The 23,534-nt window shown below is 69.0% G+C and carries 14 protein-coding genes; 12 read left to right on the top strand and 2 right to left on the bottom strand.

Going from position 1 to position 23,534, the window contains the following annotated elements:
- Positions 1–7 precede the first annotated feature (7 nt).
- The 7 genes from ACQEV1_RS50125 to ACQEV1_RS50095 are packed head-to-tail and all read left to right on the top strand — an operon-like array spanning position 8 to position 7,273.
- Entirely contained in the window at positions 8–1,297 is a 1,290-nt protein-coding gene (locus tag ACQEV1_RS50125) for an MCE family protein (RefSeq protein ID WP_285582733.1), read from the top strand.
- Positions 1,294–2,313: an MCE family protein gene (locus ACQEV1_RS50120; RefSeq protein WP_285582731.1), complete on the top strand. Its 1,020-nt coding sequence runs from the start codon at positions 1,294–1,296 to the stop codon at positions 2,311–2,313. The genes ACQEV1_RS50125 and ACQEV1_RS50120 overlap by 4 nt, the downstream gene beginning before the upstream one ends.
- Positions 2,314–2,349: 36 nt before the next feature.
- Positions 2,350–3,357: an MCE family protein gene (locus ACQEV1_RS50115; RefSeq protein WP_285625142.1), complete on the top strand. Its 1,008-nt coding sequence runs from the start codon at positions 2,350–2,352 to the stop codon at positions 3,355–3,357.
- Positions 3,358–3,394: 37 nt separating this feature from the next.
- Positions 3,395–4,666, top strand: coding sequence for an MCE family protein (locus ACQEV1_RS50110; RefSeq protein WP_285582728.1), 1,272 nt, complete (start codon positions 3,395–3,397; stop codon positions 4,664–4,666).
- Complete coding sequence (locus ACQEV1_RS50105; protein ID WP_433405037.1) at positions 4,663–6,078, top strand: MCE family protein; 1,416 nt, start codon at positions 4,663–4,665, stop codon at positions 6,076–6,078. Before ACQEV1_RS50110 ends, ACQEV1_RS50105 begins: the two co-directional genes overlap by 4 nt.
- Positions 6,042–6,611, top strand: coding sequence for a hypothetical protein (locus tag ACQEV1_RS50100; protein ID WP_285625149.1), 570 nt, complete (start codon positions 6,042–6,044; stop codon positions 6,609–6,611). Before ACQEV1_RS50105 ends, ACQEV1_RS50100 begins: the two co-directional genes overlap by 37 nt.
- A gap of 2 nt (positions 6,612–6,613) precedes the next feature.
- Positions 6,614–7,273: a hypothetical protein gene (locus ACQEV1_RS50095; protein ID WP_433405034.1), complete on the top strand. Its 660-nt coding sequence runs from the start codon at positions 6,614–6,616 to the stop codon at positions 7,271–7,273.
- A 157-nt stretch (positions 7,274–7,430) separates the two neighbouring features.
- Here ACQEV1_RS50095 and ACQEV1_RS50090 read toward each other — a convergent pair whose 3' ends face one another.
- Positions 7,431–7,652: a hypothetical protein gene (locus tag ACQEV1_RS50090; RefSeq protein WP_433405031.1), complete on the bottom strand. Its 222-nt coding sequence runs from the start codon at positions 7,650–7,652 to the stop codon at positions 7,431–7,433.
- A 1,178-nt stretch (positions 7,653–8,830) separates the two neighbouring features.
- Between ACQEV1_RS50090 and rpoB the strand changes: the two genes are divergently transcribed.
- Positions 8,831–12,301 carry a DNA-directed RNA polymerase subunit beta gene (rpoB, locus tag ACQEV1_RS50085; protein ID WP_285582718.1) on the top strand — a complete coding sequence of 1,157 codons (3,471 nt, stop codon included), beginning with the start codon at positions 8,831–8,833 and terminating at the stop codon, positions 12,299–12,301.
- Positions 12,302–12,390: 89 nt separating this feature from the next.
- Complete coding sequence (locus ACQEV1_RS50080; RefSeq protein ID WP_433405028.1) at positions 12,391–16,266, top strand: DNA-directed RNA polymerase subunit beta'; 3,876 nt, start codon at positions 12,391–12,393, stop codon at positions 16,264–16,266.
- An 85-nt stretch (positions 16,267–16,351) separates the two neighbouring features.
- Here ACQEV1_RS50080 and ACQEV1_RS50075 read toward each other — a convergent pair whose 3' ends face one another.
- Positions 16,352–19,717, bottom strand: a complete 3,366-nt coding sequence (locus ACQEV1_RS50075) for an NACHT domain-containing protein (protein ID WP_433405025.1) — start codon at positions 19,715–19,717, stop codon at positions 16,352–16,354.
- Between the two features lie 392 nt (positions 19,718–20,109).
- Between ACQEV1_RS50075 and ACQEV1_RS50070 the strand changes: the two genes are divergently transcribed.
- The 3 genes from ACQEV1_RS50070 to rpsG all read left to right on the top strand — a co-directional run bounded on the left by ACQEV1_RS50070 (position 20,110) and on the right by rpsG (position 23,532).
- A complete protein-coding gene (locus ACQEV1_RS50070; protein ID WP_433405022.1) occupies positions 20,110–22,227 on the top strand; it encodes a hypothetical protein in 2,118 nt (705 codons plus the stop codon).
- A 458-nt stretch (positions 22,228–22,685) separates the two neighbouring features.
- Positions 22,686–23,060: a 30S ribosomal protein S12 gene (rpsL, locus tag ACQEV1_RS50065; protein ID WP_019632621.1), complete on the top strand. Its 375-nt coding sequence runs from the start codon at positions 22,686–22,688 to the stop codon at positions 23,058–23,060.
- 1 nt (position 23,061) lies between these two features.
- Entirely contained in the window at positions 23,062–23,532 is a 471-nt protein-coding gene (rpsG, locus tag ACQEV1_RS50060; protein WP_252780395.1) for a 30S ribosomal protein S7, read from the top strand.
- Positions 23,533–23,534 lie beyond the last annotated feature (2 nt).

Genomic DNA, 23,534 nt, shown 5'->3' with positions numbered 1-23,534 from the left:
AGGGGACATGACCGCCGGTTCGTGGTCCGAACGCCTGCGCTATCGCCTGTACGGCCTGGCGTTCATGATCGTTGTCGTGGTGCTCGTGCTGCTGATGCTCGCCCAGTACAACCAGGCCTTCAAGTCGGTCTACCACGTCACCGTCAACAGCGACCGGGCCGGCCTGCAGCTCGTCCCGCACTCCGACGTCAAGGTACGCGGCCTGATCGTCGGCGAGGTCCGCAGCATCCACTCCACCGACAGCGGCGCCGCGATCGACCTCGCGCTCGACCCGGGCAAGGCGGCGCTGATCCCGGACAACTCCTCGGCACGCATGCTGCCCAAGACCGTGTTCGGCGAGAAGTACGTCGACCTGGTGCCGCCCACCGCCGACCCGGGCCCGCACCTGAAGGACGGCGACCGCATCGGCCAGGACAAGTCGACCACCGCCGTCGAGGTGAACCAGCTCCTCGACGACATCATGCCGCTGCTGACCGCGGTCAAGCCCGAGAAGCTCAACGCGACGCTCAACGCCCTGGCCACCGCGCTGCAGGGCCGCGGCGAGGAGATCGGGCAGACGATCGACCTGGCCGACGGCTACCTCACGAAGCTCAACCCCCACCTGCCGACGATCGTGCACGACCTGCGCGCGCTGGCCACCGTCAGCGACAACCTGAACGGCGCCGCGCCCGACCTGCTGACGATCATGCAGAACCTCCAGGTCACCAACAAGACGATCGTCGACAAGGAGCCCCAGCTGGTCTCCCTGCTGGACAAGGGCATCGGCCTGACCGGCAAGGTCACCCCGTTCCTGGAGGACAACGAGCCGCGCCTGGTGGGCGCGCAGCTGGCGAACCGGCAGGCGCTCGCCCTCATCGCCAAGGAGTCCCCGAGCATCCCTTGCGTCTTCAGGGGCATGGCCAAGATCCAGCCCCGTCTGGTCGAGGCGATGGGCGGCGGCCAGCCCGGCGTGCACGTCACGCTGGAGCTGAGCAAGCCGCGCCCCGCGTACAAGCCGATCCTGGACACGCCGGAGAACAAGGACCAGCGCAACGCCCGCTGCTACGGCATCCCGAACCCCAAGGTGCCGTTCCCGCAGTACCAGACCCTCGACGGCACCGAGGACGACACGTGGTGGAAGGGCCCGGCCGGCCGTTCGCTGTCCAGCGTCCTGATCAAGCCAGGCGCCGCCGATGACGACACCATGCTGAAGAGCCTCATGGCCCCGGCGATGGGCACCTCCGCGAACCAGGTCTCCGACCTGGCCTCGCTGTTGTACGCTCCGGCCGCCAGCGGAATGGTGGTGACGGTGAAGTGAAGACGACGTCGGCGGCCGTCAAGCTGCTCATCTTCGCGGTGATCGCGACGCTGTTCACCGGCATCCTCGCCGTCACGATCTCCAACACCCAGTTCGTCGACACGACGAAGTACCGTCTGATCTTCACCGACGCGGCCGGGGTGCTGCCGGGCGACGAGGTCCGCATCGCCGGCGTACGCGTCGGGCAGGTCGACTCGATCAAGCTCTACCGCGGCACGCTCGCGCAGGTGACGGTCTCGGTGCTCAAATCCGAGCCGCTGCCGCGCAGCACCGAGGCCCAGCTGCGCTACCGCAACCTGATGGGCCAGCGCTACGTCTCCCTGACCCAGGGCTCTGGCCAGGGCGGCGCACTGCCGCCGAACGGCGTCATCCCCAAGGAGCAGACCCAGCCGGCGCTCGACCTGACCGCGCTGTTCAACGGCTTCCGCCCGTTGCTGCGCGCGATCCGGCCGCAGGACGTCAACCAGCTCTCGTACGAGATCATCCAGGTGCTCCAGGGCGAGGGCGGAACGGTCAACGGCCTGCTCGCGCACGTCGCGTCGCTGACCCAGACCCTGGGCGACCGCGACCAGGTCATCGGCCGGGTCATCGACAACCTCGACCGCGTGATCAGCACCATCGACTCGCGCGACGAGGAGGTCTCCTCGCTGATCACCAACCTGAGGAGCCTCGTCTCCGGCCTGTCCGGCGACCGCAAGGCGATCGGCGACTCGCTCGTCAGCGTCAACCAGCTCATCGGCACGACCAACGGCCTGCTCAGCCAGGCACGGCCTCCGCTCAAGGACGACATCACCCAGCTCGGGAAGCTGTCGAAGGTCCTCGCGGCCAACGGCAACGACCTGGACAAGGCGTTCGCGTCGCTGCCGACCAACTTCACGCTGCTCGACCGGGTGGCGTCCTACGGATCCTTCTTCAACTTCTACCTCTGCAGTCTGGACGCCCAGATCGGGCTGCCCGGAAAGGTCTCTGTCAACACGCCGCAGATCGTGAACGACAACGCCCGGTGCAAAGAATGATGACGTTCATCTCCGGGCGGAGAGGGGAGTACGGCCATGAAGCGGTCGTTCCGGGAGCGGGATCCCCTGCGGATGGGCTTGCTCGGCGTGACCTCGGTGACGCTGCTCGTGGTCCTCTCGTTCAACCTGTCGCGCCTCGAGGGCGGGACGAAGTACCAGGCCGCGTTCACGGAGGCCAGCGGGCTCAAGCCGTCGGAGGACGTACGGATCGCGGGCGTGAAGGTCGGCAAGGTCCTGAGCGTGGGCCTGGAGGGCGACCACGTGAAGGTCGGCTTCACGGTGGACCCCAAGGTGCGCTTCGGCACCAGCTCGCGCGCGGCGATCAAGCTGAGCACGATCCTGGGCTCGCACTACCTGGAGATCCAGCCGATCGGTTCGGGCCGGCAGTCGGCGCGCTCGGAGATCCCCACCTCGCGCACGACGCCGTCGTACGAGGTCGTGCCGGCGTTGCAGGACCTCAGCGGGCAGCTGCAGAAGATCGACGTGCCGCAGCTCGGCAAGGCGTTCGACACCCTGTCGGACACCCTGCGGGGCTCCCCGGAGAACGTCCGCGGGGCGCTGGACGGGCTGCGGAAGATCTCCCGGGCGGTGGCCTCGCGCGACGAGTCGCTGAGCGACCTGCTCCAGCACACGAACAACGTCACGAAGCTGCTGGCCGACCGCAGCGGCGACCTGGCGGCGCTGGTGTCGGACGGCTCGCGGCTGCTGCAGGAGATCGACGACCGTCGCGCGGTGGTCCGCTCGCTGCTGTCGGGCACGGTGAGCCTCTCCCAGCAGATCGACGGCACGATCGCGGAGAACCGCGCCACGCTGCACCCGGCCCTGACCCAGCTCCACAAGGTCGTCGGCATCCTGCTGCGCAACCAGGACAACCTCGACCGGGCGGTGAAGGTCCTCGGGCCGTTCGTCACGACCTCGGCGGACGCGACGTCGACCGGCCGGTGGTTCGACGGATACCTCCAGAACCTCATCCCCCTGCCGGCGAGCGTCAAGGGCCCGTCGGGCAAGTCCCCCGGCGCGGACACGCTGCCGAACGTTCCGTGAGCGCAAGTACGACACGAGTGGGAAGGGAGGCGCGGACATGAGGCGACGCGCCATCCGCCGCGCGGCCCCGCGGGCCCTCGCGATCGCGCTCGCCCTCGGCACCGCGGTGTCGGGGTGCACGTTCAAGGGCGTGTCGTCGATGCCCTTGCCGGGCGGCGTCGACACGGGCTCGCAGCCGTACGACGTGAAGATGGTCTTCGAGAACGTCCTGGACCTGGTGCCGCAGTCGCAGTGCCGGGTCAACGACGTCCCGGTCGGCATGGTCACCAAGATCGACCTGGTCGACTGGAAGGCCGTCGTGACGTGCCGGCTCCGCCGTTCGGTCGACCTGCCCGCCAACGCGGTCGCCACCATCTCCCAGACCAGCCTTCTGGGGGAGAAGTTCGTCGCGCTGTCCGCCCCGCAGGGCCAGACACCGCAGGGACGGCTCGCGGCGGGCGCCGAGATCCCCCTCGACCGCACCTCACGCAGCACCGAGGTCGAGGAGGTGCTGTCGGCGATGTCGATGCTCGTCACCGGCGGCGGCCTCGAACAGGTCTCGACGATCAACCACGAGCTGAACGCCGCCCTGCAGGGTCACACCGAGCAGCTGCGCGACGTGCTGAACCGCCTCAACACCTTCGTCGGCACGCTCGACCGGCAGAAGAGCCAGATCGTCACGACGATCGACAAGGTCGACCAGCTGGCCGCCACGCTCGCCAAGCACAACAAGACGATCGCCGACACGATCGACAGCACCGGCCCGGCGGTGAAGGTCCTGGCCTCCCAGCGCAAGGACCTCACCAAGCTGCTCGTCAACATGGACAAGCTCGGGACGGTCGCGACCCGCGTCATCAACCGGTCGCAGGGCGACACCGTGGCCAACCTCAAGTCCCTGCAGACGATCCTGGACAACACCAACAAGGCCAGCGACACGATCCCCAAGATCCTCGGAGGCCTGTTCACCTTCCCGTTCCCGCAGACGGTCAGCCAGGCGGTCAAGGGCGACTACGGCAACCTCATGGTCTCCATGGACCTCAACGTCGCCGACCTCGCGCACAACCTCCTCGCCGGCACGCCGCTCGCGGGGATCTCCAAGGCCGCGGACAAGCTGCAGAACGCCCTGCCGCCGCCGCGTACGAGCCTCCCGGACACGCCGCTGGGCGTGCTGCCGGGGCTCACCTCGAGCGGGACGGGCCAGGACGGCTCATCCGGGTCCTCCGGGTCGAAGGGCGGTTCCGGGGGGATCGGCGATATCCTGCCGCCGCTCGGTATGAACGGCTCGTCCGGTGACGACCTCGGTGCGCTGCTCCAGGGAGGCACCGCATGATCATCAAGCGCGGTGTCAAGATCCAGCTGCTGGTGTTCGCCGTCATCACGGCGCTGACCATGGCGTACACCCTGGTCAACATCATCGGCATCGGGCAGGGCGTGCTCGACCTGCGGTACCGGGTGTACGTCGACCTCGCCGACTCGGGCGGCATCTTCACCAACGCCGAGGTGACCTACCGCGGCGTCACGGTCGGGCGCGTGGGCCCGCTACGGCTCACCAAGAACGGCGTGCGCGTCGAGCTGCGCATCGACCGGAGCAAGAAGGTGCCCGCCAACAACGTCCAGGCGTACGTCCTCAACCGGTCCGGCGTCGGCGAGCAGTACGTCGACCTGCGCCCGGCCGGCAACGGCCCGTCGCTCAAGGACGGCTCGGTCATCCCGGTCTCGCAGACGCACCTGCCCGTGCAGACGTACGAGCTCCTGCACAACGTCGACGCGCTGGTCCGTACGGTCAACCCCCAGGACCTCGGCACGGTCATCGACGAGCTCGACCGGGGTCTGTCGGGCACCGGCCCGGACCTGCAGTCGCTGCTCGACTCGAACAAGCGGATCCTCGAGGCGCTCAACGCGACCTACCCCGAGACGATCCAGCTGCTCAACAACGGCCGGACCGTCCTGGACACGCAGGTGGACGAGGGCCCGACGTTCCGGCAGTTCTCCCACGACCTGGCGTCGCTGACCAGTGAGCTCAAGCACGACGACGGCACCGTGCGCTCGGTGCTGAACACCGCGCCCGGCACACTCGACCAGGCCGACGACCTGTTCGACCGCATCGAGCCGACGCTGCCGACGCTCCTGGCCAACGGATCCGTGGTCGGGCAGGTGCTGACCTCACGATCCACCCAGCTGCGGCAGATGCTGGTCACGTACCCGCTGATCGTGGGCTCCGCGTTCACCGTGGCGCCCGGCGACGGCACCGTGCACTTCGGCCTGGAGCTGAACCTCAACGCGCCGCCCGTGTGCACCAAGGGATACGAGAACACGCGGGTGCGGTATCCGCAGGACACGCGTCCGGCGAGCATCAACCCCAAGGCCTCCTGCAAGCTGCCGAAGAACTCGACCACGGCCGTACGCGGCTCGCGCAACGCTCCGCCCGCGGGGCCGTACCCCAAGCTCCCGGCCGGGGCCACCGCGGGTGCGGGCTTCCCGTACGAGCGGAGCTACTCGAGCGGGTCGTCGTCCTCGTCCTCTTCGGACGCGGCCAAGCAGGCGTCGGCGCGGCAGTCGCCGGGGGCCTCGGACGGTGCGCAGTCCGCATCCCAGCTTCAGACGCTCTTCGTCAGCGGCTACGATCCCCGGACTCGCGTGTACGTGGGACCCGACGGAAAGCAGTACCGGTTGGGCAAGGTCAGTCAACTGACGGGAGACGCTTCATGGCAGACGCTTCTGCTGAGCCCGATCGTCGGCTGAGCGCCGGCCGTGGCCGGCTGGGGGCGATGCTCGACCGGAGGGTCCGCGGCGGCCGGCTGGGAGCGGCCTTCGCGGCACTGGGACTGATCTTCATCGCGCTGACGGTGTGGGCGGGCTTCCTGGCCAAGAGCACGTACGCCGCCGACACTCGCAAGTCCGACATCGCGGCCGTCCAGGAGGTCGCCCGCCGGGTCGTCACCCACTTCTACGACGTGAGCTACCAGACCTTCGACCAGGACACCCAGCGGGTGTACACGGACCTGGACAGCGCGTTCAAGGCGCAGGCGGTCCAGCAGCTCGGCTCGACCTGGAAGCAGACCGTGGTGACCAACCAGCTGATCTCCAGCGCGGTCGTGTACGCCTCGGGCGTGGTGAACATCACCTCCAAGTCGGCCGAGGTCATGGTCACCGTCAAGCGCACCTCCCAGTCCAGCCAGGTGAAGACCCCGGTGTCGTCGTGGGCGAGCGCACAGGTGCAGCTCACCAAGCGTGGCGACGACTGGAAGGTCTCGGGGATGGGCGGTCTGCAGTGACGGTGGAGACGGACAGCGAGAGCCGCCGGTCGGCACGACGGGCCGGCCGCGAGGACAAACGCTCGGCCCCGTCGAAGGCGCCGGCGGCGGACCGCCGATCCCCCGCGACGCCGATGCTGGCGCTGCTGGGCTGCGCGTGCCTGGTGATGGCGGTGTGCTGCCTGTACCTGTGGCACCAGGAGAGCCACGACCGAGCCGTCGCCCACGCCCGCGACGACGCGCGCGCGGCCGCCCAGTCCGAGGCGAAGGACCTGCTGTCGTACAACTTCAAGACGCTCGACTACGACCTGAGCAAGGCGAAGTCGGAGATGACGCCGGGGATGGCCAAGTCGTTCGGCGACTACTGGGCGATCTTCCGCCCGTCGGTGGAGAAGAGCCAGACCCAGGCCCTGACGCAGATCCAGGTGACGGGAGTGACCGACGCGACCCCGACGAGGGTCGAGGTGGTCCTGTTCGTGAAGATGATCTCCGTCAACGCCGCGCACAAGGAGCCTCAGGTCGACACGTCCTGGCCGCGGCTCCAGATGCGGAAGATCGGCAAGAGGTGGCTGATCGACGGCCCGAGGATGACCACCCCGCCCCCGGCGTCGGCCTCCCCGACCCCGGCCCCGGCCTCGCCGAAGAAGCCGTCCGCTTCGCCGAAGTCCTCGAAGAAGCCGTAGCCGACCCCACTCGCCGCCTGCGCGCGTGAGGGCGGCGCAGGGCGGCGGGGAGGGTTTCGGGGCCTTGCGGCGCCTGAGAGGCCCGTGACGGGCCTCTCAGGGCCTGTGAGGCCGTTTGCGGGGATGCCGTGGGCTCCGTGCGGGGCGGCCTGGTTGATCACTCCTCGCCAGAGAATCGCTCCCACGCGGACTGGCGAGTGATGCCGAGGGCCTGTCCGATCCGCGCCCAGGTGACGCCGCGCCGTCGCAGCTCCTGGACCCAGGAACGCAGATCCGCCGCCACCTGATCGGCGACCACGGCGACGCGCGGGATGTGGTCGAGCATCTGTTCGTCGGTGAGGGACTCCCAGAGCGGCAGCCGCGGCGCGGCGACCGGCACTTGGACGATAGAAGTGGGCTGGCGCCCCTGGGCGGGCGGGCCTCACCGGGCGGGCCTCACCGGGCGGGCCTCACCGGGCGGGCCTCACCGGGCGGGCCTCACCGGGCGGGCCTCACCGGGCGGGCCTCACCGGGCGGGCCTCACCGGGCGGGCCTCACCGGGCGGGCCTCACCGGGCAGACGCCACTGGGCGGGTGTCGCCCCAAGCCGCCCCTGCCGCGGACGCCCGCCGAAACGCCCTACTGCGGGTGCCGTGATCCCCGGCTCTATGCACAGGCTTCGCCCAGTCGGCCATCCCCGACGTGCGCTGTGCTGTGCCGCGACGCGGACCCGCGGCCATCCACCGCCTCAGGACCCGGCGGCCTCGCGGACGCCGCCAAGCCGTCCCGACCTCGGGCGTCATCATCCTCAGCTCTATGCCCAGGCCCCGCCCAGTCGGCCACGCCTGTCGCGCGTGGCGCTGTGCCCGCAGCGTGTGGCCCACGGCCATCCACCCCCCCACAGGGCCCGGCGGTGTCGCGGACGCCGCCAAGCCGTCCCGATCTCGGACGCCATCAACCCCGGATCTACCCCCAGGCCCGGCCAAGCCGGCCGGTTCTGCCGCGCCGTTACGGCGGTTGCGTGCGCAGGTGTCGCGGCGTCACCTCGTCAGTCCTGGCTCACGTCCACCGGACGCCGTGGCGCTCGACGAAATCACCCACTGGCGTCGGCGCCGATCGGCGTCCGCGGCAGGCTCGGACGAGGTGGGGGCGGGTGGTCTTCCGATGGCCGTTCGATGGCGCGGATGAGGCCTGCCCATGGTCCCTGCGACACCCGCGCGATGGGCCTCCGCGACGCGGCGCAGCGACATCTGCGCACATGTCCACCCACTGAGATGAGGAGGCCTTGCGAACGTCAGCTAAACTATGGTCTTCGTCACGCCTGATGAGCGGGCGGAATGTCCATGTCTAGTCTTGACGTGGGGCCGCTGACGAGCGATGCTGCGGAGCAACTGTGATGCATACTGCGGCGCTCTGCTTGCCAGCGGTGTAGCCCTCGGCTACACTGCCCCTTTGCGCTGCCCTCTGACTATCCACAACCTGAGCGACCCGTGAAGAGTCCATCTCGCACGGTTTTGGGACGTGGATCGTCTGGCGTGCGCGTCGTCAGTCCCGCCGCGAGCCCTCGGAAGGACCACTCTTGGCAGCCTCGCGCAACGCCTCGACTACCGCAACCGGTCCGAACCGCGTTTCTTTCGCGCGTATCAAGGAGCCTCTGGGAGTCCCGGATCTCCTCGCGCTGCAAACGGAGTCCTTTGACTGGTTGCTCGGTAACGAGAGGTGGAAGGCCCGGGTCGATGCGGCCCAGCAGGCCGGTCGTAAGGATGTCCCGACCCAGTCGGGACTTGAGGAGATCTTCGAAGAGATCAGTCCCATCGAAGACTTCTCCGGCACCATGTCCCTCTCGTTCCGTGATCACCGGTTCGAGCCGCCGAAGTACTCCGTCGAGGAGTGCAAAGACAAGGACATGACCTTCTCCGCCCCGATGTTCGTCACGGCGGAGTTCATCAACAACTCCACGGGGGAGATCAAGAGCCAGACGGTGTTCATGGGTGACTTCCCGCTCATGACGCCGAAGGGCACTTTCATCATCAACGGCACCGAGCGTGTCGTCGTCTCTCAGCTCGTCCGTTCGTCCGGTGTCTACTTCGACCGGACCCTGGACAAGACGTCCGACAAGGACATCTTCGGCTGCAAGGTGATCCCCTCCCGGGGTGCATGGCTCGAGTTCGAAGTCGACAAGCGTGACAATGTCGGCGTCCGGATCGACCGTAAGCGCAAGCAGAGCGTCACCGTTCTGCTCAAGGCGCTGGGTTGGGACGACGCCCGCATCCTCGAGCGCTGGGGCGACTACGAGTCGATGCGGATCACCCTGGAGAAGGACCACACCACCGGGCAGGACGACGCGCTGCTCGACATCTACCGCAAGCTGCGTCCGGGCGAGCCTCCGACCAAGGAGTCCGCGCAGACGCTGCTTGAGAACCTCTACTTCAACCCGAAGCGGTACGACCTCGCGAAGGTCGGCCGATACAAGGTCAACAAGAAGCTCGGCCTGGACCTGGATCTCAGCCAGGGCACCCTGACCGAGGACGACATCGTCACGACCGTCGACTACCTCGTCCGGCTGCACGCCGGCGAGGAGGAGATGACCGCCCCGGCGGGTCGTGACATCCCTGTCGAGACCGACGACATCGACCACTTCGGCAACCGCCGTATCCGGTCGGTCGGCGAGCTCATCCAGAACCAGGTCCGCCTGGGTCTGGCGCGTATGGAGCGCGTCGTCCGCGAGCGCATGACCACGCAGGACGTCGAGGCGATCACGCCGCAGACCCTGATCAACATTCGCCCGGTCGTGGCGTCGATCAAGGAGTTCTTCGGCACCTCGCAGCTGTCGCAGTTCATGGACCAGACCAACCCGCTCGCGGGCCTGACGCACAAGCGTCGCCTCAACGCGCTGGGCCCCGGTGGTCTGTCCCGTGAGCGCGCCGGCATGGAGGTCCGTGACGTCCACCCGTCGCACTACGGCCGCATGTGCCCGATCGAGACGCCGGAAGGCCCGAACATCGGGCTGATCGGCTCGCTGAGCTCGTACGGCCGGGTCAACTCGTTCGGCTTCATCGAGACGCCGTACCGCAAGGTCGTCGACGGCCGGGTCACCGAGCAGATCGACTACCTCACCGCGGACGAGGAGGACCGGCACGTCGTCGCCCAGGCCAACACGCCGATCGACGACGACGGCAACTTCGCCGAGAACCGCGTCCTGGTCCGCCGGAAGGGCGGCGAGATCGAGTTCATCTCGCCGGCCGACGTGGATTACATCGACGTCTCGCCGCGCCAGATGGTGTCGGTCGCGACGGCGATGATCCCGTTCCTCGAGCACGACGACGCCAACCGCGCGCTGATGGGTTCGAACATGCAGCGCCAGTCGGTGCCGCTGCTGCGCAGCGAGGCTCCGCTGGTGGGCACGGGCATGGAGTACCGCGCGGCGACCGACGCCGGTGACGTCATCACGGCCGAGAAGGCCGGTGTCGTCGAGGAGGTCTCCGCCGACTACATCACGGTGATGAACGACGACGGCACGCGTACGACGTACCGTGTCGCCAAGTTCAAGCGCTCCAACCAGGGCACGTGCTTCAACCAGAAGCCGATCGTGAACGAGGGTCAGCGGGTCGAGGTCGGCACCGTCATCGCCGACGGTCCGTGCACGGACAACGGCGAGATGGCGCTCGGCAAGAACCTCCTGGTGGCGTTCATGCCGTGGGAGGGCCACAACTACGAAGACGCGATCATCCTCTCCCAGCGTCTGGTGCAGGACGACGTTCTGTCCTCGATCCACATCGAGGAGCACGAGGTCGACGCCCGCGACACCAAGCTGGGCCCGGAGGAGATCACCCGGGACATCCCGAACGTCTCCGAAGAGGTCCTGTCCGACCTGGACGAGCGCGGCATCATCCGCATCGGCGCCGAGGTCACCACGGGCGACATCCTGGTCGGCAAGGTCACGCCCAAGGGCGAGACCGAGCTGACGCCGGAGGAGCGCCTCCTGCGCGCGATCTTCGGTGAGAAGGCCCGTGAGGTCCGCGACACCTCGCTGAAGGTGCCGCACGGTGAGTCCGGCAAGGTCATCGGTGTCCGCGTGTTCAGCCGCGAAGAGGGCGACGAGCTCCCGCCGGGCGTGAACGAGCTGGTCCGCGTGTACGTGGCCCAGAAGCGCAAGATCACCGACGGCGACAAGCTCGCCGGTCGTCACGGCAACAAGGGCGTCATCTCCAAGGTGCTGCCGGTCGAGGACATGCCGTTCCTGGAGGACGGCACCCCGGTCGACATCGTCCTCAACCCGCTCGGCGTGCCGGGCCGGATGAACGTCGGCCAGGTCCTGGAGACCCACCTCGGGTGGGTCGCGAGCCGGGGCTGGAAGGTCGACGGGGACGACGCCGAGTGGAAGCGCCAGCTGAAGGCCATCGGGGCGGACAGTGCCGAGCCCGGCACCAACGTCGCCACGCCGGTCTTCGACGGCGCCCGCGAGGAGGAGATCACCGAGCTGCTCGACAGCACCATGCCGAACCGCGACGGCGAGCGCATGGTGCAGAAGACCGGCAAGGCGCGGCTGTTCGACGGCCGCACCGGTGAGCCCTTCAAGGACCCGATCGCCGTTGGTTACATCTACATTCTGAAGCTGCTCCACCTGGTCGACGACAAGATCCACGCGCGTTCGACCGGCCCGTACTCCATGATCACCCAGCAGCCGCTCGGCGGTAAGGCCCAGTTCGGTGGCCAGCGCTTCGGTGAGATGGAGGTCTGGGCACTGGAGGCGTACGGCGCCGCCTACGCCCTCCAGGAGCTGCTCACCATCAAGTCCGACGACGTTCTCGGCCGGGTGAAGGTCTACGAGGCCATCGTCAAGGGCGAGAACATCCCTGAGCCGGGCATCCCTGAGTCCTTCAAGGTGCTGATCAAGGAAATGCAGTCGCTGTGCCTGAACGTCGAGGTGCTTTCCAGCGACGGCATGTCCATTGAGATGCGTGACACCGACGAGGACGTCTTCCGCGCAGCGGAGGAGCTCGGCATCGACCTGTCCCGGCGTGAGCCGAGCAGTGTCGAAGAGGTCTAGCGAGCGGATGGCCGGGCCGGCGCGCGTAGCGCTGGCCCGGCGGCCGCGACCTGGGAACGGCATACGACAGCAGGGGACTGGTTAACAAAGTGCTCGACGTCAACTTCTTCGACGAGCTGCGGATCGGCCTGGCGACGGCAGACGACATCCGGCAGTGGTCGCACGGTGAGGTCAAGAAGCCGGAGACGATCAACTACCGGACTCTGAAGCCTGAGAAGGACGGGCTTTTCTGCGAGAAGATCTTTGGTCCGACCCGCGACTGGGAATGCTACTGCGGGAAGTACAAGCGCGTCCGCTTCAAGGGCATCATCTGTGAGCGCTGTGGCGTTGAGGTGACCCGCGCCAAGGTGCGTCGTGAGCGGATGGGCCACATCGAGCTGGCCGCGCCGGTCACGCACATCTGGTACTTCAAGGGCGTGCCCAGCAGGCTGGGATACCTCCTGGACCTGGCGCCCAAGGACCTTGAGAAGATCATTTACTTTGCGGCCTACATGATCACGTGGGTCGACACGGATTCGCGCGAGCGTGACCTGCCCTCGCTCGAGGCCAAGATCTCCGTGGAGCGGCAGCAGATCGAGCAGCGCCGCGACGCCGAGATCGAGGCCCGGCAGAAGAAGCTGGAGCAGGACCTCGCCGAGCTTGAGGCCGCGGGGGCAAAGGGCGACCAGCGCCGCAAGGTGCGTGAGGCCGCCGAGCGTGAGATCAAGCAGATCCGCGACCGGGCCCAGCGCGAGCTGGACCGTCTCGACGAGGTGTGGAACCGCTTCCGTAACCTCAAGGTCCAGGACCTCGAGGGCGATGAGCTGCTCTACCGCGAGATGCGCGACCGGTTCGGCCGCTACTTCGAGGGCGGCATGGGCGCGGCCGCGATCCAGAAGCGTCTGGAGAACTTCGACCTCGACGCCGAGGCGGAGCGGCTGCGGGAGATCATCCGCAGCGGCAAGGGCCAGAAGAAGGCCCGCGCCCTCAAGCGCCTCAAGGTCGTCTCCGCGTTCCTCAACACCCGCAACAGCCCGCGGGGCATGGTGCTGGACTGCATTCCGGTCATCCCGCCGGACCTGCGCCCGATGGTGCAGCTCGACGGTGGCCGGTTCGCCACGAGCGACCTCAACGACCTGTACCGCCGGGTCATCAACCGGAACAACCGGCTGAAGAGGCTGCTCGACCTCGGCGCGCCCGAGATCATCGTCAACAACGAGAAGCGGATGCTCCAGGAGGCCGTCGACGCGCTGTTCGACAACGGCCGCCGCGGCCGGCCCGTCACCGGGCCCGGCAACCGTCCGCTCAAGTCGCTGTCCGACATGCTCAAGGGCAAGCAGGGCCGGTTCCGGCAGAACCTCCTGGGCAAGCGCGTCGACTACTCCGGTCGAAGCGTCATCGTCGTCGGCCCGCAGCTGCGGCTGCACCAGTGCGGTCTGCCCAAGCAGATGGCGCTGGAGCTGTTCAAGCCCTTCGTCATGAAGCGGCTGGTCGACCTCAACCACGCACAGAACATCAAGAGCGCCAAGCGCATGGTCGAGCGTGCCCGCCCGGCCGTGTGGGACGTGCTCGAAGAGGTCATCACCGAGCACCCGGTGCTGCTCAACCGGGCGCCGACGCTGCACCGCCTGGGCATCCAGGCCTTCGAGCCGCAGCTGGTCGAGGGCAAGGCCATCCAGATCCACCCGCTCGTCTGCACCGCGTTCAACGCGGACTTCGACGGTGACCAGATGGCCGTGCACCTGCCGCTGGCGGCCGAGGCCCAGGCCGAGGCGCGCATCCTGATGCTCTCGACCAACAACATCCTCAAGCCGTCCGACGGCAAGCCGGTCACCATGCCGACCCAGGACATGGTCATCGGCCTGTTCTGGCTGACCACGGGCAAGGAGGGGGCGGACGGCGAAGGCCGTACGTTCACCACCCTGTCCGAGGCGATCATGGCCTACGACCGGGGCGAGCTCGACCTGCAGGCCCGGATCCAGGTCCGGGTCAAGGACGTCCCGCCGCCGCGCGGCTGGACGGCGCCGGAGGGTTACGAGGAGGGGCAGCCGTACCGCCTCGAGACCACGCTCGGCCGCCTGCTGTTCAACGAGGCGCTGCCGGCCGACTTCCCGTTCGTGAACTACGAGGTCGGCAAGAAGCAGCTCTCGACGATCGTGAACGAGCTGGCCGAGACGTACCCGAAGGTCGACGTGGCCAACGCGCTCGACGCGCTGAAGGACACCGGCTTCCGGTGGGCGACCCGCTCCGGCGTCACCATCGCCATCGACGACGTCATCGCCCCGCCGAACAAGGCGGACATCATGGCGTCGTACGAGCGGCAGGCCGACAAGGTGCAGCGGGAGTACGACCGCGGTCTGATCACCGACGACGAGCGCCGTCAGGAGCTCATCGAGATCTGGACCAAGGCCACGGTCGACGTCGCCAAGGACATGGAGGCGGCGTTCCCCGCCACCAACCCGATCTGGATGATGATCAACTCCGGTGCCCGCGGTAACCCGCTGCAGCTCCGGCAGATCGCCGGTATGCGTGGTCTGGTCTCCAACCCCAAGGGTGAGACCATCCCGCGGCCGATCAAGTCCTCCTTCCGCGAGGGCCTGTCTGTGGTCGAGTACTTCATCGCCACGCACGGTGCCCGGAAGGGTCTGGCCGACACCGCTCTGCGTACCGCCGACTCGGGCTACCTCACCCGTCGTCTGGTCGACGTCGCGCAGGACGTCATCGTCCGCGAGGACGACTGCGGCACCGACCGTACGATCAAGTTCGCGATCGCGACCAAGGGCGCCGACGGCTCCCTGACCAAGGTGGCGAACTCCGAGAACAGCCTCGTCGGACGCAACATCGCCGAAGACGTCGTGGTCGACGGCACGGTCATCTACCCGGGCGGCACCGACCTCAACGACACGGTGATCAACCGTCTCATCGAGGTGGGCATCTCCGAGGTCCGTACGCGGTGCGCGCTGGTCTGCGAGTCCAAGATCGGTGTCTGCGCGCAGTGCTACGGCCGTTCGCTGGCCACCGGCAAGCTCGTGGACGTCGGCGAGGCGGTCGGCATCATCGCCGCCCAGTCGATCGGCGAGCCCGGCACCCAGCTGACGATGCGTACCTTCCACACCGGTGGTGTGGCGGGTGTCGACATCACGCACGGTCTGCCGCGTGTCCAGGAGCTGTTCGAGGCGCGCATCCCCAAGGGTGTCGCCCCGATCAGCGAGGTGGCCGGCCGGATCCGCATCGACGAGACCGAGAAGACCCGGAAGATCGTGGTCATCCCGGACGACGGCGGCGAGGAGATCGCCTACCCGGTGCCGATGCGGTCGCGGCTGAGCGTCAAGGACGGCGACCACGTCGACGTCGGCCAGCAGCTCATCGCGGGTGCCATCAACCCGCACGAGGTGCTGCGCATCCTCGGCCCGCGCGCGGTCCAGCTGCACCTGGTCGACCAGGTGCAGGAGGTCTACCGGTCCCAGGGTGTGTCGATCCACGACAAGCACATCGAGATCATCGTTCGGCAGATGCTGAAGCGGGTCCAGGTGCTGGAGTCCGGCGACACCGACATGCTGCCCGGTGTCGAGCTGGTCGAGCGGCCGCGGTTCGAGGAGCTCAACCGCGCCGTCGTCGCCGAGGGCGGTCAGCCCGCCGTCGGCCGGCCCCAGCTCATGGGCATCACGAAGGCGTCGCTGGCCACCGAGTCGTGGCTGTCGGCGGCCTCCTTCCAGGAGACGACGCGGGTCCTCACGGACGCGGCGATCCACGCCAAGTCCGACCCGCTGGTCGGCCTGAAGGAGAACGTCATCATCGGAAAGCTGATCCCGGCCGGTACGGGCATGCCGCAGTACCGCAACATCCGGGTGGAGCCGACCGAGGAGGCCAAGGCGGCCGTCTACTCCGTCGGGTCCTACGACGAGGGCGCCGAGTACGCCTTCGGCCAGGGCTCCGGCGAAGCGGTCCCGCTGGAGGAGTACGACTTCGGCCAGTACAACCGCTGAGCGAGCAAGCGAAGAGGCCCCTTCCGAGCGATCGGAGGGGGCCTCTCCGCATGTGTGGACGGATGAACGTCGGGACGCCGCGTGGTCAGTAGACCGTGTAGAACCAGCTGGTGGCGTCGTCCCACAGTTTCGTCCGCTCCACCTTGGTGCCGCGGCCCAGTTCATGTAGACCGAGCAGCGTTTGGTGACCATGGACGGTCAGCCTGAGGTTCGGGATGCCTCTGAGCGGTGTGACATCCAGCGGATGAGCGATTCCGTTGAGCTGCAGTTCGTCCAACCGGGTCAGCCCGGCGAGCGGAGTCAGATCCCGGATGTTCTGGCAACCGGCGACTCCCAGCGACTGGAGGCGAGACATCCCCGCCAGCGGGGCCAGGTCGGCCACGTCGGTGTTCCACAGCACCAGATTGCGTAGCCCCGTCAGGCCGGCCAACGGCGCGACGGAGGTCAGGCCCTTGGCCACGGAGAGGTTCAGGGTCGTCAGCCGGGCCATGCCGGCGAGCGCGGCCACATCGCCCACCTGCCCGCAGTTGACGAGCTGTAGTGCTTCGAGGTCGGGAAGGGTCTCGGCCAGGTCGCGCAGGGACGGCCGCTCCTTGACGTTGACCAGTGTCAGATGCTTCAGACGGCGCAGCGGTCGTAGCCGGTCGGTCCCGATCGGAGCATCCAACGTCAGCGACTCGAGTCGTTCCATCGCCGCCAAGAAGCCCAGGCCGTGGTCGGCACGAACGCCGCTGAGCGCGAGCGAGACCAGCGCCTCTTGACCGGCGATGGCGTCGAGTTCGGTTATGTCGGTGACATTGACCGAGAGGGAACGCAGCCGTTCTAGCGAGAGGATGTGCCGAAACGCCTCGTGCCCGACGGCTGGCAGCTCCAGTCTCACCAGCGCCGTCTGGGCGGCGAGCGCCTCCTGGGCTGTCACCGGGGCGAAGACTCGAAGCGACTCCAACTGGGCGACACGACCAAGGAACGTCAGGTCCACTTCGGAGTCGGTCTGGATGTACAGCCGACGAAACGGTTTCACGAAGGGCAGCCCGGACAGCACCCGCGAGGTCTTCAGCCCGACTTCTTCTCCGCTCCAGGGCGTGCGGGCCAGCACACGGCGTGCGTAGGTCACCGGTTCGAAGTACTCCCAGCCGGTGAGTAACTCGTCCTGCACCTCTCTTCGCCGGTCCATGCCGTAGCCGGCGAGGACGTCCAGGGCGGCCGGGCCGTTGATGAGCCAGGCGGTTCGTACGGCCGCGACGGCGCGGGCGGTGCCGAGGCCGTCGAGGTCGCGGGGCAGCCGGCGCAGGATCTCCTCGCCCGCGCCGACCAGCAGGTGGGCCTCCTCGGCGTTGCGCGGAGGGATGACGTTCGCCAAACAGTCTTCGATGCGGTCGCGTAGTTCGGCCGGGATCTCCGACACGGTCTCCAGACAGGCGGCCACCAGGCGGCGCAGGCGGCGGGCGTGCCGGGGTTCGCGGTCGGCGCGGTCCAGGAGGCCGGTCAGCAGGTCGCGGCGGAGTGGTCCCGTCGCGTGGCCCGCGGTCATCACGATCGTCTCGCGCCACTGGTCCAGGTGGGCTCGTTCGATCAGTGGTTCCACGTCGTCGCGGTCGGCGGCCTCCTTCGCCGCCAGGTACTCCTGCACGGTCCGGTGCACGAAGTCGATCCGGCCCTCGGCGGGCGAGCGGATCACGCCGCTGCGTTCGAGCAGGTAGTCGAGCAGCGTCGACGGCGGGACACTCACGCGCGGCATCCCGGCCGTACGGTCGGCGACGTGGCGTTCCGCCGTCTCTCGGCGCAGCTCCGAGCGGCCCCAGACAGAGAGCTGCCAGGCCAGATGTTGCAGCACGCGGACCTTCTGGTCGGGCTCCAGGCCGACTCCCGCGAAGGCGGACACCTCGCGCTCGGCGTCGCGTCGTTCGAGGAGCATGTCGAGTGCGGCGGCGTAGATGCCCATCCGGTCGCGCGGCAGTTGCCGGGCGCGGTCCAGGTTCAGGGCGCAGAGCATGGCCGCCAGCAGCGGCGTCGCGGCGAGCGCGCGCAGGTGGGGGCTGCTCTCCAGCCGGGCGAGCAGTGCTCCCTCGTAGGCCGGAAGCCGTTCGACCGGGCATGGCAGGTCGCCCGCGTCGCGTACGGCGGCGTGCCAGTGCCGTACGAGTTCGCGCAGGTCGTCCGGGGCCATGGGGGACAGCGTCACCGGGGCGAAGTTCTCCGCTGTGAGCCAGCGGGCGTCGACCGCGGCCGGGCGGGAGGTGACCACGGTGCGCAGGCCCGGATAGAGGGTGAGGAGCCCGCGCAGCCAGTCCCGTACGGCGGGGCGGCGAGCGGGCGGCAACTCGTCGACCCCGTCGACGAGCAGCAGGCCGCGCCCGGCCGACAGCACCCGGTGTGCCCAGCCCGGCGGCGCCAGCCCCGCGAGCGGAGCCGCCACGTCGTGCGGGAGGTTCTCCGGCCGCGGGAGGCCGGACTCGGCGTGGCTGCGAAGCTTGACGACGAACGGTACGAGGCCGTTCCAGTCGCGGAGCGCCCCGGTGAAGCCGCCGCGCGCCGCGGTCACCGCGAGCCAGCGCAGCAGTGTGCTCTTGCCCGAGCCCGCGTCGCCGCGCAGGAGGGTCCGTTCCGCGCGGGCCAGTGCCGACTCGACGCGCGTGTTCGCCGGTTCGCCGTCCCGTGCGGCGCCGGTGAGGTCGGAGTGGCGCAGCCGGCCCACCGCGGGGCCGGAGGGCTCGTCGCTCTGGGCGTTCAGGCTGATGTAGGCGACGCTGAGCGTCGCGCGCGGCCGGTAGTTGACGATGCGCACGCCGAACAGCTCGACCTCGTCGAGCGCCGTCGCGGCGAACTCCAGGTACCGCCGCTCGAACTCCCCGTCGTCCCCCGTGCCGCTCGGAGCGTCGAGCGTGCGTACGGGCAGCCGGTCGAGCACGGTCGCGATCTGCTCTCCCACGCCGGACAGCCGCATGAGCATCTCGGTCTCCGCTCGCGCGGAGAACTCCGGGAGCTGCCGCACGACCCGTACGAAGCAGTCGCAGCATTCTTCGAGGAGGAGGTCGTAGAGCCGGGCGCCGGCCTCCCCGAGATGTGCCGGCGAGCCCCGCAACCCCTCGCGGAGGTGACGGGCGAGCCGTACCGGATCGGCGTCGGCCGCGAACAGCGCGTGGTCCGACAGGTCGGCGTGCTTCATCGTGTCGCCCACCTCGGCGGCGACGGCCGCCCGGTCGTTCTCCGCGAGGGAGGCGTACTCGCCGCGGATGAGCGGGTCGAGGCGGCGTTCGACGGCGTCGACGATCTCGTCGAGCTGCCGGTCCAGCCGCCGTCGCGCGAACCGGTCGGGGAACCCGGTGCGCAGCAGCTCGGCCAGATCCTTCTTTCCGTCACGCCGGGCGGAGCGCGCGGCCAGCCACTCGCGGGCGGCCCGTTGAACGACCGTCCTGCCGACAGCGGCGGCCACTCCCTCGACACCGGTCACGGATCCTCCTTCGTCGGGGATGTGACCACCGGGCCGTGCCTTCTGGTTCCCTCGCTGCGCTCGGTCACGGGCCCTCCTTCGTCGGGGGGTGTGACCACCGGGCCGTGTTGTCGGTTCCCTCGCTGCGCTCGGTCACGGGCCCTCCCTCTGTCCGAAAGAATTCCGGTGGCCTGCGGTCCTCCCTGACGGGCCCGTCTTTCGGGAGGTCAGACCGCGTGATTTGCGATTAGGCCGGTCATCACGGCAGGCTGGGGCGAAGGGTATACCGGCGGAGATTACCGTCGGCTTGTGGTCGATGACTCGGAGGTCCCCATGCGCCACGTGCCTTCGAGTGAAGTCATGCACTGCGGGCGGCACACCGCCGGCGGCATCGGCGCTGAAGGAGCCCGACGATGACCGAGCAGAACGGTGGCCAGGGATCCCACTGGCCGCTGCCTGACGAGCAGTCCCCCAAGACCGAGGCGTCCGGCGACCAACGCGACGAGGCGCCGGCCGGCCAGGACGCCACCCCGGGCACATCACCCACGCCGTCGCAGGAGGCGGAGACCTCCGCCCCGGTCGCCGATGTTCCGCCGGACGTCCTCGAGTCGGGCCGCACCGTGGTCTTCGGCCAGCACCGGCGGCCCAGCAAGCCGGAGGTCTCATCCGACCCCGGCACGCCCGTCGCGGGCGGTGAGAGCGGTGAGTCGAGCGAATCCGCGCCGCCGCCGTTCGGCCAGCCGGGCGGGTACGCCGCGCCGGGCGCCCCACCGCCGTTCGCCGCGCCGGGTGAGCAGGGACCGCCCGCGTACGGCCAGCAGCCCTACGGCACCCCGCCGTCCTACCCACAGCAGCAGCCGTACGGCCAGCCCTCCTACGGCCAGCAGAACCAGCCGGGCCAGCCCTCCTACGACCAGCCGCCGTCGTACGGTCAGCAGCAACAACAGCCTCCGTACGGGCAGCAGCCGCCGTACGGCCAGCAGCAACAGCCTCCGTACGGGCAGCCGGGCGAGCAGCCCGCGCCTTCCTACGGCCAGCAGCCCGGCGCGCCGTACGGGCAGTCTCCGGACTCCCCGAGCGGCCCGCCGGCCTACGGACAGGAGCCCTACGGGCAGAGTGGCCCTCCGCCGTACGGTCAGCAGCAGCAACAGCCTCCGTACGGCCAGCAGCCGCCGGCCTACGGCCAGCCCGGCTACGGCGGCCAGCCCTACGGGGAGCAGGGCCCGTACGGTCAGCCCGGTTACCCGCCGCAGTACGGCGGCCCGTACGGCCAGCCGGGGCAGCCGGGACAGCCGGGACAGCAGCAGGGCCAGCCCGGCCAGTTCGGCGCACCCGCGTACGGCGACAAGCCCGGGGAGGAGGACGCCGCCGAGCGCACCGCGTTCGCGCCGTCCTCGGGCCCGGGAGAGTCCGACTCCTCACCCGGCGAGGGTTTCGGCGCGCCCGCCACGACGGCGTTCTCCCCGAGCCAGGAGACCTCCGGCTCCGAGCCGCAGCCTCCGTCCTCGTTCGGCGGCACCCCGCCGGGTGAGGGCGAGGGCACCAAGCCGCCCGCCACGATGCTGGACACGCCGCTGTCGCAGGGCTCGGCGACGGGCGAGCACGCCACGCCGTCCGGCGACGCTCCCGTGTACGGATCGTCCCCGGTCGAGGACGTCGTCCCCGGGTTCGGGCCGTCGCAGGACGAGACGGTCAGGGAGCCGCAGGACGACCGCGACGACCAGGGCGGTGCCGAGCGCACGATGCTGGTGCCGCCGCCGGACTCCGAGACCGAGAACGCGAACCGCTTCGGCGAGGACGCGCCGGCGTACGGCCACGACCAGGGCGCCGCGTCCGGTGGTGAGAAGACGACCGCCTTCGGGCAGACGTCGCCCTCGTCGTCTCCGTATGAGCCGTCCTCTCCGTACGAGCCCTCGTCGCCCTACGACGCCTCCTCGCCGTACGCGGCCCCGCCGCCGGCCGGGGAGCAGGGCTCGTCCTGGGCGGCGCCCGGTGGCGAGCAGCAGGGCGGCTACCCGCAGTACGGCCAGCAGAACCAGACGGGCCCGCAGCCCGGGCAGCCGGGTCAGGACGCGTCCGGCCCGCAGTCCTTCGGCGACCAGAGCCGGCCGGGCCAGCCGCAGCAGGGCTACGGCCAGGCCGCCTACGGGCAGCAGCAGTACGGTCAGCAGGGCTACGGCCAGCAGCAGGGCTACGGCCAGCAGCAGGGTTACGGCCAGCAGCCGTACGGCGGGCAGCAGGGCCAGTCGCAGCACGGCCAGTCACAGCAGGGGCAGTCACAGCAGGGGCAGTCGCAGGAGGGCCAGCCCCAGCAGGGATACGGCCAGCAGGGCTACGGGCAGGGTTACGGCCAGCAGCCCTATGGTCAGCAGCCGTACGGCCAGGTCGCCCAGGGCGGCGGCTATCCGGGCTACGGCCAGTCGCAGCCGCCCGCCGGTGGAGACGGATCCAAGCAGAAGCTGTGGATCGCGCTCGGCGCCGGCGCGGTGGTGCTGGTCATCCTGCTCATCATCTTGTTCGTACTGCTCTGAGGCACGCCGGGGCGTCGTCTTCCCAAACCCCGGATGACTGAGACAGAATGCCGACGGGAACAAACCGTCGGCATTCTCTCGTTGTATCAACGTCTCACCGCGCCACGCCGATGTGGTAGGGCACTTGTTTTGACCCATGCGCGGGTGTTGGGTAGTCTCTCCCTTCGTGCCCGCGGTTCGCGGGTCCAACGTGCGTGCACACCGATCTAGGTGCCTCACCATCGCGATCATCGCCTGGTGACCGGCCTGAAGTCAGCGTGCGGCGCGGATTCGACTCCCTGAGTTCACCTGGCCTTTCCAGGCTGAGTGCAGGAGGGCGTGTGCGACACGCCCGACCACGGGGGTCGGAGGCAAAAGCAAAACGGCAGGTCGTCCCGCTCGTTGGGGCGCGACCAGCCGGCCGCGCGAGAGCACGGCAAACCCAGCAAACGGCTTGGTACGAGGAAGACGGAGACGCGGTGCCCACGATCCAGCAGCTGGTCCGCAAGGGCCGCCAGGACAAGGTGACCAAGAACAAGACGCCGGCGCTCAAGGGAAGCCCGCAGCGCCGCGGCGTCTGCACGCGCGTCTACACGACGACGCCCAAGAAGCCCAACTCCGCGCTGCGCAAGGTCGCCCGTGTCCGGCTGACGAGCGGGATCGAGGTCACGGCCTACATCCCCGGCGTCGGGCACAACCTGCAGGAGCACTCCATCGTGCTCGTGCGCGGCGGCCGTGTGAAGGACCTCCCGGGTGTGCGGTACAAGATCATCCGCGGGTCGCTCGACACCCAGGGTGTTCGGAACCGGAAGCAGGCTCGCAGCCGCTACGGCGCGAAGAAGGAGAAGAGCTGAGATGCCTCGCAAGGGCCCCGCAGGCAAGCGCCAGCTGATCGCTGACCCGGTGTACAACTCGCCGCTGGTCACCTCGCTGGTCAACAAGGTCCTGCTCGACGGCAAGCGGTCGATCGCTCAGAGCATCGTGTACGACGCCCTGGAAGGCTGCCGCGAGAAGACCGGCAACGACCCGGTCGTGACGCTCAAGCGCGCGCTGGACAACGTCAAGCCGACCCTCGAGGTCCGCAGCCGGCGTGTCGGTGGCGCCACCTACCAGGTGCCCGTCGAGGTGCGTCCGGCGCGCAGCACCACCCTCGCGCTCCGCTGGCTCGTCCTGTACGCCCGTCAGCGACGTGAGAAGACCATGACCGAGCGGCTGATGAACGAGCTGCTCGACGCGAGCAACGGCCTCGGCGCGAGCGTTAAGAAGCGCGAGGACACGCACAAGATGGCGGAGTCCAACAAGGCCTTCGCTCACTACCGCTGGTAATC

It is taken from the genome of Actinoallomurus sp. CA-142502 (assembly GCF_050936355.1).
GTDB classification, from domain to species: domain Bacteria; phylum Actinomycetota; class Actinomycetes; order Streptosporangiales; family Streptosporangiaceae; genus Actinoallomurus; species Actinoallomurus iriomotensis.
The sequence above is the reverse complement of the archived record's forward strand: the minus strand, read 5'-3'. Positions and strand labels throughout refer to the sequence as shown.

Bases quoted from the DNA above. Each gene is read 5' to 3' on its own strand.
- ACQEV1_RS50070 (WP_433405022.1), top strand. From the start codon at position 20,110: ATGACCGAGCAGAACGGTGGCCAGGGATCCCACTGGCCGCTGCCTGAC.
- ACQEV1_RS50110 (WP_285582728.1), top strand. From the start codon at position 3,395: ATGAGGCGACGCGCCATCCGCCGCGCGGCCCCGCGGGCCCTCGCGATC.
- ACQEV1_RS50115 (WP_285625142.1), top strand. From the start codon at position 2,350: ATGAAGCGGTCGTTCCGGGAGCGGGATCCCCTGCGGATGGGCTTGCTC.
- rpsG (WP_252780395.1), top strand. From the start codon at position 23,062: ATGCCTCGCAAGGGCCCCGCAGGCAAGCGCCAGCTGATCGCTGACCCG.
- ACQEV1_RS50100 (WP_285625149.1), top strand. From the start codon at position 6,042: ATGGCAGACGCTTCTGCTGAGCCCGATCGTCGGCTGAGCGCCGGCCGT.
- ACQEV1_RS50105 (WP_433405037.1), top strand. From the start codon at position 4,663: ATGATCATCAAGCGCGGTGTCAAGATCCAGCTGCTGGTGTTCGCCGTC.
- ACQEV1_RS50125 (WP_285582733.1), top strand. From the start codon at position 8: ATGACCGCCGGTTCGTGGTCCGAACGCCTGCGCTATCGCCTGTACGGC.